This is a genomic window from Cereibacter changlensis JA139 (genome assembly GCF_003034985.1).
GTDB lineage: Bacteria > Pseudomonadota > Alphaproteobacteria > Rhodobacterales > Rhodobacteraceae > Cereibacter > Cereibacter changlensis.
Map to the genome: position 1 here is coordinate 1 of NZ_PZKG01000114.1, position 12843 is coordinate 12843.

Consider the following 12843-nt stretch of genomic DNA (forward strand, 5'->3'; position numbering starts at 1 on the left):
AAACCCGAGGCGACGCCACTGTCACCAACTATGGCCAGCTGACCGGGAAGAACGGCATCGTGGTGGAAAGCGGCTTCACGACCGAAGAGACCACCGCGACATCGAGCATGATCGAAGGCGACGCGCGGGTGTCGAACGAGGGCACGATCACCGCGACATCGGACGCGATCCTGGTCGATGCCGAGCTCAACCTGGTGTCCAACTCCGGCACGGTGACCTCGACCGGCGGCGCGGCGGTCATCACCGGCGACGGCGATTCCTTCGTCGTCAATTTCGGCCGCCTGGCTGCAGCGACCGAGCAGGACATCGCGGTGAGCATGGGCTCGGGCGAGAACATCTTCGCGATGACGGATAGCTCCGAACTGGTCGGGCGTGTGGTGAACGACGGCACCGGCAACGCTCTGTTGCTGGGCGGCGCCGAGACGGGGGAGCTCGATCTCGGACAGGTCGCCGTGGACAGGAAATTCAGCGGCTTCGACACCCTCGCCAAGTCCGACAGCGGAACCTGGACCCTGACCGGGGGCGGCTCCAGCCTGACCGAGGTCTGGGTCGAGGACGGCACGCTGGTGTTCGAGGGCAGCATCGAAGCCGCCGCCGTCACGGTGGAGGGCGCGGAAAGCGTGCTGGCCGGCTCCGGCACGATCGGCAGCCTGGATCTCGGGGAGGGCGCGACGCTCAGCCCCGGCGTCGGGTCCATCGGCACCCTGTCGGTCGCCGGCGACACGCTGTTCCGGGAAGGCTCGATCTACGCCGTCGATCTGGTGACCGGGGGTGACAACGATCTGGTTTCGGCCACGGGCAGCGCCACCATCGAGACCGATGCGAAACTGGTGCTGGACATCACGCAGTCGGCTGCGCCCTTCGACATCACCGCGCGCTACACCGTGCTTTCGGCGGAGGCCGGGATCAGCGGACGCTTCGCCGAGATCGAGGAGGATTACGCCTTCCTCTCGGTCGAACAACTGCTTTCCCTCACTGAAACCGAGCTGGCGCTCGGCTTCACCCGCAGCCTCGGGACCGACGAGCAGCCGCTGGCCTTCTCCAGCATGGCGACCCGTCGCAATGCCAAGGCGGCCGCCGACGCCATCGACGGCATGGACGAGCAATCGGCGCTCTACGCGCGCGCCGTCGTCCTGACCGGCAGCGAAGCTCCGGGCGCTTTCGACCAGCTGACCGGCGAGATCCATCCCGACACGGCGGCGGCGATGCTCGACCGTAGCCGGCTGAGCCGCCAGATCGTTCTGGCCAGGCTGGACGACGCGGCGCAGCTCGGCTTCGGCGCCGATCTCAGCCTCTCAAGCAAGGGCGCCGCTGCTGCGCCGGCCGCCGCCGCCGACTGGGCCTTCTGGATGCAGGGCTTCGGCGGCTGGACCGATCACGAAGATGACGGCAATGCCCGCAAGGCCGACGCGTCCGGCGGCGGCATGCTGCTGGGGGCGGATCGCGATCTGGGCGACTGGCGGGTCGGTTTCGCCCTGGGCTATGGTTCCGACGACATCTCCTCGTCGCTTGCCCGGTCCGAGGCTAGCGTCGACAGCACCTATCTCGCCGCCTATGCCGGCCGCGATTTCGGCAAGGCGACGCTGAAGCTCGGCGCGATCCATGCGCTGCAGCAGGTGGACAGCTCGCGCAGCGTGAGCTTCGGCGGCGTCTCCGAGACGCTGACTGCGGATTACGATGCGACCACGACGCAGATCTTCACCGAGGGCGCCTGGCGCATGACCGCCCACGGGCTGGGGATCGAGCCCTTCGCCAACCTCGCCTATGTCGCGACGAAGACCGACGGCTTCTCGGAAACCGGCGGCCTCACGGCGCTGTCCGCCGGGTCGGAGACCCATGATCAGGTCACCAGCACCATCGGCGTCCGGATCGACCAGGACTTCACGATGGGCAGCACCCAGGGCCGGGCGCTGATCGGCCTCGGCTGGCGGCGGGCCTATGGCGATCTGGCGCAGGACAGCGCGCTGAACTTCGCCGGGTCGGAAGGGTTCGAGATCCTGAGCGCCGCGGCCGACCGCGACGCCCTGACACTCGATCTGGCGATGCGCTTCGACCTGAGCCCGACCGCGACCTTCTCGGTCGGATACAACGGCCTCTTCGGCGAGGACAGCACCGATCAGGCGGCGACCGCGCAGCTCGCCGTCCGCTTCTGACCTCAAATCCTCAGGGGGCGACGTTGGCCGCCCCCTGATTCTGAAGGCTTGGCCCGTGATCGGTATCGCGCGGGCAGCCTGTCGTCCTCACGGGGACGCCTGACCCTCTCAGTCCAGCTTGATCGCGTAACGCAGCTCGTCGGTGCGATAGAGGCTGTGGCGGATCTCCACCGTCCGGCCGAGGATGTCACGCGCCTTGCGGTCGACCTGCAGAAGCGGCGTCGGCCCCGGGAGCTGCAGCGCCTCGATGACATCGGGCGTTGACAGCACGGCGGCCATCGACTCCTCGGCGTGGAGGATGATGCAGCCATAGGCCTGCTGGTAGAGGACATAGAGCGCAGAGGGCAGGGGAGAGCGGCGCTCCAGCCCGGGAAACAGATCGCTCGACACCACCGATGTCTCCAGCACGCTCGGCACGTCGAGCAGCGATCGGGTGCGCCGGATCTCCGTCACCTGCTCGGGCGCGCCCTGCAGCACCTCCCGCTCCGCCTCCGTCGCCGGGCGCTGCAGGATTCGCTCCGAGGTCACCACCGGCGAGACCACCCGCCCGTCCTTCGGGCGCAGGCGGAAGAAGTTGAACAGCGACTTCTCCGGCGTGCGCGCCGTCACGAAGGTGCCGCGCCCCTGCTCGCGGCGCACGATCCCGTGTTGCTCCAGCATCATCAGCGCCTTGCGCGCCGTGCCCTGCGAAACCCCGGTGTCGAGCGCCAGCTGCGTCTCGCTGGGCAGCATGCCGCCGGGCAGGAGGTCGCCCGCCGCGATCCGGGCGATGATCGAGTCGATGACGGTCTGATAAAGCGGCGGCGCCATGCGGTCCTCTGGTGTTTCCAGACATTTAGCACCCCTGTGGGTGCCGCGCCAGCCGTTATACATTAAGTCTTGTATAAGAGTAGATGTATATGTTAGTCACGTTGTCGAGGAGTTCCAGTCAATCTGCGAAAGGGAGGGGTCATTGAGCATTCCGCAACTTCTGGTCCATGATCACGAGGACAACGTCGGCGTTGTCGTCGTCGAGGATCTGGCCGCCGGCACCGACATGCTGTGCGTCGTCACCGCCGACAATTCGGATTTCCGCCTGACGGCGAAGACCGACATTCCGATCGGTCACAAGGTAGCGCTGAAACCGCTGAAGGCGGGCGACACGGTCATCAAATACGGTGAGGATATCGGCAAGATGGTCGGCGACGCCGAGGTCGGCGGCCATGTCCATACCCACAACTGCAAGACGAAGAGGTGGTAAGCCATGGCACTTGATTTCAGCAACGCGACCGTGAAGGCTTGGCGCCGCGAGAATGGCCGCGTCGGGGTGCGCAACCACATCCTGATCCTGCCGGTGGACGATATCTCCAACGCCGCCTGCGAGGCGGTGGCCAACAATGTCAAGGGCACGCTGGCCCTGCCGCATGCCTATGGGCGGCTGCAGTTCGGCGAGGATCTCGACCTGCACTTCCGCACCATCATCGGCACCGGCGCCAACCCGAACGTGGCCGCCGTGGTGGTGATCGGCATCGAGCCGGAATGGACCAAGGTCATCGTCGACGGCATCGCCAAGACCGGCAAGCCCGTCACCGGCTTCTCCATCGAGCAGAAGGGCGATTTCGAGACGATCCGTCAGGCTAGCTGGAAGGCCAAGGAATACGTCCACTGGGCGACCGAGCTGCAGAAGGAGGATTGCCCGGTCAGCGATCTCTGGGTCTCGACCAAATGCGGCGAGAGCGACACGACCACCGGCCTGTCGTCCTGCCCGACCGTCGGCAACATGTATGACAAGCTGCTGCCGCACGGCATCTACGGCTGCTTCGGCGAAACCTCGGAGATCACCGGGGCCGAGCATATCTGCGAGACCCGCGCGGCTACGCCCGAGGCGGCGGCGAAGTTCAAGAAGATCTGGAAATCCTATCAGGACGACGTGATCGAGGCCTTCAAGACCTCGGACCTGTCGGACAGCCAGCCGACCAAGGGCAACATCCTCGGCGGTCTGACGACCATCGAGGAAAAGGCCTTGGGCAACCTCGAGAAGATCGGCAAGACCTCGACCTACATCGACGCGATCGGCCCGGCTGAATCGCCCGAGAAGGGGCCGGGGCTCTACTTCATGGACAGCTCTTCGGCGGCGGCGGAATGCGTCACGCTGATGGCGGCGGGTGGCTACGTGATCCACACCTTCCCGACCGGACAGGGCAATGTGGTCGGCAACCCGATCGTGCCGGTGATCAAGATCTCCGGCAACCCGCGCACGCTGCGCACCATGTCCGAGCATATCGACGTGGACGTGACCGGCGTGCTCACGCGCGAGATGACCATCGATCAGGCGGGCGACTCGCTGATCGAGATGATCATGCGCACCGCCAATGGCCGCCTGACCGCAGCCGAGGCCCTCGGTCACCGGGAATTCTCGATGACCAAGCTCTACCGCAGCGCCTGACGGCTGCCGCCTGCCGCGTTTTTGAGGAGGAGCGCGGCAGGCCTTCGGCATCCGACGGGATCAAACACTTCACGGGAGGAGAGAAAGATGATCGGACAAACGACACGGCGCCTGATCGGCGCAGCCGCACTGGCCCTGATGGGAACCGCCGGGGCGGCGCTTGCCTATCCGGACGGGCCGGTGACCTATGTCATCCCCTTCAACGCGGGTGGCGAAAGCGACGTGACCGCGCGCTACCAGCAGCAGCGCTTCCGCGATCTCACCGGGCAGGATCTGATCATCCAGTATCTTCCGGGCGCGGGCGGCGCGCAGGCCTGGTCCGGGCTGAACGGCATCAATGGCGACGGCCAGACCATCATGGGCACCAACCTGCCGCACATCGTGCTGCAGCCGATGCTGCAGGACCCGGGCTATGCCACCGAAGACATCACCAACGTCTACATGTTCCACTTCACCCCCGACGCGCTGATGGTCCGCAACGACAGCCCCTACCAGTCGGTGCAGGACGTGATCGACGCGGCGAAGGCCATGCCGGGCGGCGTCACCGCGGGCGGGTCGGCCACCAACTCGGCCAACCATGTCGCCAATCAGATCTTCATGAACGAGACCGGGGTCGAGACGACCTACATCCCCTATACCGGCACCGGCGCCACCGAGACGGCGCTCGTCGGCGGCGAGGTCGATGTGCTCTGGGGCTACACCACCGTCGCCGTGCGTCAGGAAGACTCCACCCGGGTTCTGGCGGTCGCCACCGAAGAGCGTCATCCGCTCTTCCCCGACGTGCCGACCTTCAAGGAACTGGGGATCGACATGGTGGGCGGCGCCTATCGCGGCATCGCTGTGCCGGCCTCGACCCCCGAAGAGGTGCGGACCGAGCTCTCCGACATCATCGGCAAGATCAACGGCGACCCGAGCTTCCGCGAGCAGATGGAGAAGGACGGCTACGCGCTGATCGACGTGCCCTATGCCGAGATGGACGCCTTCATGGCCGAACGGATCGAGGCCTACACGGCCATCGCCGAGCAGCTGCGCGCGCAGCAGTAAGCCGCCGATCCCGAGCAACCCGGCTCAGCCGCCGCGCGCCCTGCGCGCGACGGCCCCGGCGTGCGATGTCGCTAGCCAGAGGGGATGACCATGGCCGATGCAGCAAGTATCCTGTTCGAAGCGCTGAGCCCGATGAATTTGCTTCTGGCATTGCTGGGGGTTCTGGGGGGCGACGATCGTCGGAGCCCTGCCGGGGCTCTCGGCCACCATGGCCATCGCGGTGCTCGTCCCCTTCACCTTCGTGATGGACCCGGCGTCCGGGCTCATCATGCTGGGCGCGATCTATACCGGGGCGATCTACGGCGGCGCCTTCGCCGCGATCCTCGTGAACACGCCCGGCACGCCGAGCGCCATCGCCACCACCTTCGACGGCTATCCGATGGCCAAGCGCGGCGATGGCGACCTTGCGGTGACGCTGGCCACCATCGCCAGCGTCTTCGGCGGGCTGGTGGGGGCGATCCTGCTGATCACCCTCTCGCCCAAGCTCGCCACCCTGGCGCTGGCCTTCCAGTCGACGGAATACTTCTGGCTGGCGCTGCTGGGCCTGACGCTGATCGCCACGCTGTCGCAGGGCAATCTGGTGAAGGGGCTGATCGGCGGCATGTTCGGCATCTTCCTATCGATGATCGGCGTCGCCGTCATCGGCGGCGACGTGCGCTTCACCGCCGGGCTGCCCTCCATGCTCGGCGGCATCGACATCGTCGCGGCGTTGATCGGGCTCTACTGCCTGCCGGTGCTGATCGGCATGGTCGCGACCCCCGACCAGCATCTCGAGCCCGCCGAGGCGCGCGGCTTCCGGCTGTTCGAGGCGATCGGCATCTCGCTCAAGAACTGGTTCAACCTGATCCGCTCCTCGCTGATCGGCACGCTCGTCGGCATCCTGCCGGGCGCAGGGGGCTCCATCGCCTCGCTGATCGCCTATGCCGAGGCGAAGCGGGCCTCGAAAAATTCCGACAATTTCGGCAAGGGCGAGCCGGGCGGCATTCTGGCCACCGAAAGCTCGAACAACGCCACCGTCGGCGGCGGCTTCATTCCGACGTTGGTGCTGGGCATCCCCGGCACGCCGCCCGATGCGGTGATCATGGGCGCGCTGATGGTGCAGGGCATCCGGGTCGGGCCGTCGCTGTTCCAGTCGGGCGACGACACGGTCTATGTCTTCATGACCGGGCTGGTCGTCGCCACGCTCCTGATGCTGCCGGTGGGGCTGATCGTCGGGCGCTATGCCTTCCGCTTCATCACCAACGTGCCCAAGGCCATGCTGGTGCCGCTCATCGCCTTCATGACGATCATCGGCAGCTTCGCCATCCATGCCAATCCGCATGACGTGGTGGTCATGGTCGTGCTGGGCATCGTCGGTTGGGCCGCCGGCCGCGCGGGCTTCGGCGCCTCGCCGATCGTGCTGGGGCTGGTGCTGGGCCAGATCGCCGAGCAGGGCTTCATGCGGGCCTGGATGATCGGCGGCGCGCGGGGGGACTTCCTCGGCCAGCTCCTCGTAAACCGCCCGATCAGCTGGGGCATCCTCGCGCTGATCCTGCTGACCATGATGCTGCCGCTCTTCAGGATGCGGGCCGCCCGCCGCGCGGCCGCAGGCGAGATCGCCCGCGAGGGGGCTGTCGCCGGGCCGGTGCAGATCGACCGGGCCGGGCTGATCGGCTCCGCCGTCTTCCTCGCGCTCGCCGTCTGGATGCTGATCCAGGCCAGCGGGCTCAGCGTCATGGCCGCGGCCTTCCCCTATGCCATCGGCGCGGCGCTCGCGGTGCTGTCGCTCCTGCAGATCCTGCGCAGCCTGCGCGGGCAGGGCGGCACCAATGCCGAAGGCGGCAGCGCCGAGGGCACGGTGCGGGGGTTCGTCCTCGCGGCGACGATGCTGGGCTGGGCGGTGATCTTCCCGCATCTGGGGCTCTTCGCCACCTCGCTGATCGCCTGCGTCCTCCTGATGCTGACCGGCCAGTTCGGGCGGCTGACCATGCCGCGCCTCGCGGCCTATCTGGTCAGTCTCTTCGTGATGGTCACGCTCTTCTACGTCACGCTGGACAGGGTGCTGAACGTGCCGCTGCCTCCGGCTCTTCTGTTCTGAGAAAGGATCCGCATGTCGCGCATCGTCATCACCGAATTCATGGACGAGGCCGCCGTCGCGGACCTGTCCGAAGCCCATGACACGCTCTATCAGCCCGATCTGGTGGATCGGCGCGCCGATCTGATGGGGGCCCTCTCCGAGACCGAAGTTCTGGTCGTGCGCAACCGCACCCGCGTCGATGCAGATCTGCTCGCCGCAGCCCCCCGGCTGCAGGCGGTCGGACGGCTGGGCGTCGGTCTCGACAACATCGATCTCGCCGCCTGCAAGGCGCGCGGCATCACGGTCTGGCCCGCGACCGGCGCCAACGACCTCGCGGTGGCGGAATATGTCATCACCACCGCGATGATCCTCCTGCGCACCGCCTATCATGCCTCCGAGCGCGTCGCCGCCGGAGAGTGGCCGCGTCAGGATCTGATCGGCGCCGAGCTCTCGGGTCGGGTCATGGGCCTTCTGGGCTTCGGCTCCATCGCCCGCGAGGTGGCGAGCCGCGCGCAGGCCCTCGGCATGACTGTCATCGCGCATGATCCGCATCTGCCCGGCGACAACCCCGCCTGGGCCGCGGCCAGCTCCGTCTCCTTCGCGGATCTCCTTGCGCAGTCCGACGTGCTGAGCCTGCATATCCCGCTGACGCCGGAGACCCGGCACATCATCGACGCCAAGGCTCTGGAAGCGATGCGGCCTGACGCCGTCCTGATCAACGCGGCGCGCGGCGGTGTGGTCGACGAGTCGGCTCTGGCCGAAGCGCTCGGGCAGAGCCGACTGGCAGGCGCCGCGCTCGACGTCTTCGAGACCGAACCGCTGACGGCGGAGGCAGGGCAGAAGTTTACCGGCCTGCCGAACCTGATCCTGACCCCGCATGTCGCGGGCGTGACGGAAGAGTCGAACGTCCGCGTCAGCAGCCTGATCGCCGGCAAGGTGCTGGACCATCTGGCGGGGAGGGGCTGACCCATGGCGGTGATGACCACCGAAGCCGTCCATGAGCTGGTTCTGCAGACGCTCCTGCGCTGCAACACCGCCCCGGCCAATGCCGCCTCCGTCGCGCGGGCGCTGATCGCGGCCGAGCAGGTGGGGCAGGCGGGGCATGGCCTGCGCCGGGTGCCCTCCTATGCGGCGCAGGCGCTGAGCGGCAAGGTCGACGGCCATGCCGTGCCCACCGGCCACAGCCCGCGGCCGGGGGTCTTCGCGGTCGATGCAGCGCATGGCTTCGCCTATCCCGCGCTCGATCTGGCGGTGGACTGGCTGACAAAGGCCGCGCCGCAACAGGGCATCGCCGCCGCGGGCATCGCACGGTCGCATCACTGCGGCGTGGCCGGGGTGACGGTGGAGCGGCTGGCGGAGGCCGGTCTTGTCGCGCTCCTTTTCGCCAACACGCCCGCCGCCATGGCGCCCTGGGGCGGGCGCAAGGCGCTGTTCGGCACCGATCCCATCGCCTTCGCCGCACCGCGCAGCGGCGGGCGTCCGCCCGTCGTGGTGGATGTCTCGCTCTCCAAGGTCGCGCGCGGCAAGATCATGGCCGCCGAGCAGAAAGGAAGCGCGATCCCCGAAGGCTGGGCGTTCGACGCCGAGGGTCAGCCGACCACCGATCCCGTCGCTGCACTGGCGGGCACGATGATCCCGATGGGGGATGCCAAGGGCACGGCGCTTGCGCTGATGGTCGAACTTCTGGCCGCGGGGCTGATGGGCGCGAACTTCGGCCACGAGGCCTCCTCCTTCTTCGAGGCGAAGGGCGAGCCGCCAGGCGTTGGCCAACTCATCCTCGCGCTGGACCCGGATGCTTTCTCGGACCGGGCGCGCAGCCGGATTGACGATCTGGCCGGGGCGATCGAGGACGAGCCCGGCGCGCGGCTGCCGGGGGCGCGGCGCGGCACGCTGAAGCAGGCGGCGGCGGACAAAGGGCTCGACGTCGATGACGCGCTTCTGGCGCAGATCGATGCGCTCGGCCGCGGTCCGGGGGCCTGAGATGGCGCTGACCACGACAGCGCCGCGCATCGATACCGTCCGGCTGCGCGGGCTCTTCCCCGGCATCGCGGTCTCCGTGCTCGTGGCCGTGACCGCGCAGTTTTTGGCCGAGCATTACGGCGCCCCGGCCATGCTGATGGCGCTGCTTCTGGGCCTCGCGCTGAACTTCCTGGCCGAGCCGGGCACCCGCACGGTGACGGGGGTGGAGTTCTCGGCCAAGACCGTGCTGCGGATCGGCGTGGCGCTGCTGGGTGCGCGGATCTCGGTGCAGATGCTGGCCGATCTCGGTGGCCGGATGATCCTTCTGGTGATCGCGGGCGTCGTCGTCACCATCCTCTTTGCGCTGCTGGCGGCGCGGCTCTTCGGGCGGGGCTGGCGGCTTGCGCTGCTGACCGGCGGCTCGGTCGCGATCTGCGGCGCCTCCGCCGCGATGGCCATCGCCGCCGTGCTGCCGCGCACCGACAAGTCCGAGCGCAATCTGGCCTTCACCGTGCTGTCGGTGACGGTGCTCTCCACCGTCGCCATGGTGGTCTATCCGCCGCTGTCGAAGGCCTTAGACTTCACCCCGCTGGAATCCGCCGTCTTCCTCGGCGGCACGATCCACGACGTGGCGCAGGTGGTCGGCGCGGGCTTCTCGATCAGCCCGGAGGTTGGCGAGACGGCGACGCTGGTCAAGCTGATCCGCGTCTCGATGCTGGCGCCGGTGGTGCTGATCTTCTCGCTGGTGATCCGGGCGGGGGGGCTCGCCGATGCCGCGCCCGACGCCAGGCGCCCGCCGCTGCTGCCGGTCTTCGTCATGGGGTTTCTGGCGCTGGCGATCCTGAACTCGGCCGGGCTGATCCCCGGCGGCATCGCGGTGCTGGCCGAAAGCCTCAGCCGCTGGGCGCTCTTGGTCGCTATCGCGGCGGTGGGCATCAAGACTTCGCTCGCGCGCATGGTCGATGTCGGCGGCAGCGCCGTGGCGCTGATCGTTGCCGAGACGCTGGTGCTCGCCAGCTTCATCCTCATCGGCGTGCACATGCTCTCCTAGAACAAGGGTCCAGACGATGCGCATCATCGACATCCGCGAGGTGACCAGGCCGATCGCCTCGCCCATCCGCAACGCTTATATCGACTTCAGCAAGATGACGACCAGCCTCGTCGCCGTGGTGACCGATGTCATCCGCGACGGGCGCAGGGTGGTCGGCTACGGCTTCAATTCCAACGGTCGCTACGGGCAGGGCGGGCTGATCCGCGAACGCTTCCGCGACCGGATCCTCGAGGCCGCGCCGGAAAGCCTCCTGAACGACGCGGGCGACAACCTCGACCCGCATCGCGTCTGGGCGGCGATGATGGGCAACGAGAAGCCGGGCGGGCATGGCGAACGTTCGGTCGCGGTCGGCACCATCGACATGGCGGTTTGGGACGCGGTGGCCAAGATCGAGGAAAAGCCGTTGTTCCGCCATCTGGCCGATCTGCACCGGCGCAGCGCCGATCCGCGGGTCTTCGTCTATGCTGCGGGCGGCTACTACTACCCCGGCAAAGACAACGGCGCGCTCAGGGCCGAGATGCGGAGCTATCTCGACCGGGGCTACACAGTGGTCAAGATGAAGATCGGCGGCGCCCCGCTCGACGAGGACCGCGCGCGGATCGAGGCGGTGCTGGACGAGATCGGCAGCGAGGGACGGCTGGCCGTCGACGCCAACGGCCGTTTCGATCTGGAGACCGGCATCGCCTATGCGAAGATGCTGCGGGACTATCGGATCTTCTGGTACGAGGAGATCGGCGATCCGCTCGACTACGCGCTGCAGGCCGCGATGTCGGAATTCTACGATGCGCCGATGGCGACGGGCGAAAACCTCTTCTCGCATCAGGATGCGCGCAACCTCTTGCGTTACGGCGGCATGCGGCCCGACCGAGACTTCCTGCAGTTCGATTGCGCCCTGTCCTACGGGCTGGTCGAATATCTGCGCACCCTCGACGTGCTGCGCCAGTTCGGCTGGTCTCCCACCCGTTGCATTCCGCATGGCGGCCACCAGATGTCGCTGAACATCGCAGCCGGGCTGGGTCTGGGCGGCAACGAGAGCTACCCCGACCTGTTCCAGCCCTACGGCGGCTTTCCGGATGGCGTGGCGGTCGAGGACGGCCATATCACCATGCCCGATCTGCCGGGCATCGGCTTCGAGGGCAAGCGCGATCTGGCGCAGGAGATGCGGGCGCTGGCGGAGTAGGGCCGCCAGCGTCGCGCTGTCAGACCCGCTCCAGCGCCACCGCGATGCCCTGGCCGACGCCGATGCACATCGTCGACAGCGAGCGCCGGCCCTGCGACAGCGACAGTTCCAGCGCCGCTGTGCCGGTGATGCGCGCGCCGCTCATGCCCAAGGGATGGCCGAGCGCGATGGCGCCGCCGTTGATGTTCACGCGCGGGTCGTCGTCGGCGATGCCCAGGGCGCGCAGCGTGGCGAGGCCCTGCGAGGCGAAGGCCTCGTTCAGCTCGATCACGTCGAAGTCGACCTGCGTCAGCTTCAGCCGCGCCATCAGCCGTTCCGAGGCCGAGACCGGGCCGATGCCCATGATCCGCGGCGGAACCCCTGCCGACGCCCCGCCCAGCACCCGGGCGATCGGGGTCAGGCCATGCGCCCGGGCCGCCGCTTCCGAGGCGAGGATCAGCGCCGCCGCGCCGTCGTTCACGCCCGAGGCATTGCCCGCCGTCACGCTGCCGCCCTTGCGGAACGGCGTACCGAGCTTGGCCAGCGCCTCCAGCGTGGTCTCGCGCGGATGCTCGTCGCGCTCGACGAGGCGCGGGTCGCCCTTGCGCTGCGGGATGCTGACCGGGGTGATCTCGCGGGCGAGGCGGCCACTGGCCTGCGCCGCCGCGGCCTTGGCCTGCGAGCGCAGCGCGAAGGCATCCTGATCGGCGCGCGAGACCGAGAACTCCTCGGCCACGTTCTCGCCGGTCTCGGGCATGGAGTCGACGCCGTATTGCGCCTGCATCAGCGGGTTGACGAAGCGCCAGCCGATGGTGGTGTCGTGGATCTCGGCATGGCGCGAGAAGGCCGTCTCGGCCTTGGGCATCACGAAGGGCGCGCGCGACATGCTCTCGACGCCGCCGGCGATCATCAGATCGGCCTCGCCGGCCCGGATCGCCCGCGCCGCCAGGATCACCGCATCCATGCCGGAGCCGCAGAGCCGGTTGACGGTGGTGC

At 68.1% G+C, this 12843-nt stretch carries 11 protein-coding genes; 9 read left to right on the forward strand and 2 right to left on the reverse strand.

Features of this window, described 5'->3' with window-relative positions; genetic code table 11:
* The coding region (locus C5F48_RS18035; protein ID WP_146170637.1) for an autotransporter family protein at positions 1 to 2153 on the forward strand (2153 nt) is incomplete at its 5' end.
* A gap of 108 nt (positions 2154 to 2261) precedes the next feature.
* Here C5F48_RS18035 and C5F48_RS18040 read toward each other — a convergent pair.
* Positions 2262 to 2963 (reverse strand): GntR family transcriptional regulator, encoded by a 702-nt coding sequence (locus C5F48_RS18040; RefSeq protein WP_107665235.1) that lies wholly within the window; start codon positions 2961 to 2963, stop codon positions 2262 to 2264.
* 142 nt (positions 2964 to 3105) lie between these two features.
* Between C5F48_RS18040 and C5F48_RS18045 the strand changes: the two genes are divergently transcribed.
* From C5F48_RS18045 to C5F48_RS18080, 8 genes are all read left to right on the forward strand, one after another.
* A complete protein-coding gene (locus C5F48_RS18045; protein WP_107665236.1) occupies positions 3106 to 3393 on the forward strand; it encodes a UxaA family hydrolase in 288 nt (95 codons plus the stop codon).
* 3 nt (positions 3394 to 3396) lie between these two features.
* Positions 3397 to 4578 carry a UxaA family hydrolase gene (locus C5F48_RS18050; RefSeq protein ID WP_107665237.1) on the forward strand — a complete coding sequence of 394 codons (1182 nt, stop codon included), beginning with the start codon at positions 3397 to 3399 and terminating at the stop codon, positions 4576 to 4578.
* 87 nt (positions 4579 to 4665) lie between these two features.
* The gene (locus tag C5F48_RS18055; protein WP_107665238.1) at positions 4666 to 5622 is read left to right on the forward strand and encodes a tripartite tricarboxylate transporter substrate binding protein; all 957 of its coding nucleotides are present in this window, start codon (positions 4666 to 4668) and stop codon (positions 5620 to 5622) included.
* A 208-nt stretch (positions 5623 to 5830) separates the two neighbouring features.
* Positions 5831 to 7699, forward strand: a complete 1869-nt coding sequence (locus C5F48_RS18060; RefSeq protein ID WP_219907812.1) for a tripartite tricarboxylate transporter permease — start codon at positions 5831 to 5833, stop codon at positions 7697 to 7699.
* A 12-nt stretch (positions 7700 to 7711) separates the two neighbouring features.
* Positions 7712 to 8644, forward strand: a complete 933-nt coding sequence (locus C5F48_RS18065) for a hydroxyacid dehydrogenase (protein WP_107665239.1) — start codon at positions 7712 to 7714, stop codon at positions 8642 to 8644.
* Positions 8645 to 8647: 3 nt separating this feature from the next.
* Positions 8648 to 9658: an Ldh family oxidoreductase gene (locus C5F48_RS18070; RefSeq protein WP_107665240.1), complete on the forward strand. Its 1011-nt coding sequence runs from the start codon at positions 8648 to 8650 to the stop codon at positions 9656 to 9658.
* 1 nt (position 9659) lies between these two features.
* Entirely contained in the window at positions 9660 to 10688 is a 1029-nt protein-coding gene (locus C5F48_RS18075) for a YeiH family protein (protein ID WP_107665242.1), read from the forward strand.
* A 16-nt stretch (positions 10689 to 10704) separates the two neighbouring features.
* The gene (locus C5F48_RS18080) at positions 10705 to 11868 is read left to right on the forward strand and encodes a mandelate racemase/muconate lactonizing enzyme family protein (protein ID WP_107665241.1); all 1164 of its coding nucleotides are present in this window, start codon (positions 10705 to 10707) and stop codon (positions 11866 to 11868) included.
* A gap of 19 nt (positions 11869 to 11887) precedes the next feature.
* Here the strand turns inward: C5F48_RS18080 and C5F48_RS18085 are convergent.
* A partial coding sequence (locus C5F48_RS18085) for an acetyl-CoA C-acyltransferase (RefSeq protein WP_107665243.1) occupies positions 11888 to 12843 on the reverse strand: 956 nt, incomplete at its 5' end.

Coding starts and splice junctions, on each gene's coding strand:
- C5F48_RS18040 (WP_107665235.1), bottom strand. CDS start 2,963: ATGGCGCCGCCGCTTTATCAGACCGTCATCGACTCGATCATCGCCCGG.
- C5F48_RS18070 (WP_107665240.1), top strand. CDS start 8,648: ATGGCGGTGATGACCACCGAAGCCGTCCATGAGCTGGTTCTGCAGACG.
- C5F48_RS18075 (WP_107665242.1), top strand. CDS start 9,660: ATGGCGCTGACCACGACAGCGCCGCGCATCGATACCGTCCGGCTGCGC.
- C5F48_RS18055 (WP_107665238.1), top strand. CDS start 4,666: ATGATCGGACAAACGACACGGCGCCTGATCGGCGCAGCCGCACTGGCC.
- C5F48_RS18080 (WP_107665241.1), top strand. CDS start 10,705: ATGCGCATCATCGACATCCGCGAGGTGACCAGGCCGATCGCCTCGCCC.
- C5F48_RS18050 (WP_107665237.1), top strand. CDS start 3,397: ATGGCACTTGATTTCAGCAACGCGACCGTGAAGGCTTGGCGCCGCGAG.
- C5F48_RS18060 (WP_219907812.1), top strand. CDS start 5,831: ATGGCCATCGCGGTGCTCGTCCCCTTCACCTTCGTGATGGACCCGGCG.
- C5F48_RS18065 (WP_107665239.1), top strand. CDS start 7,712: ATGTCGCGCATCGTCATCACCGAATTCATGGACGAGGCCGCCGTCGCG.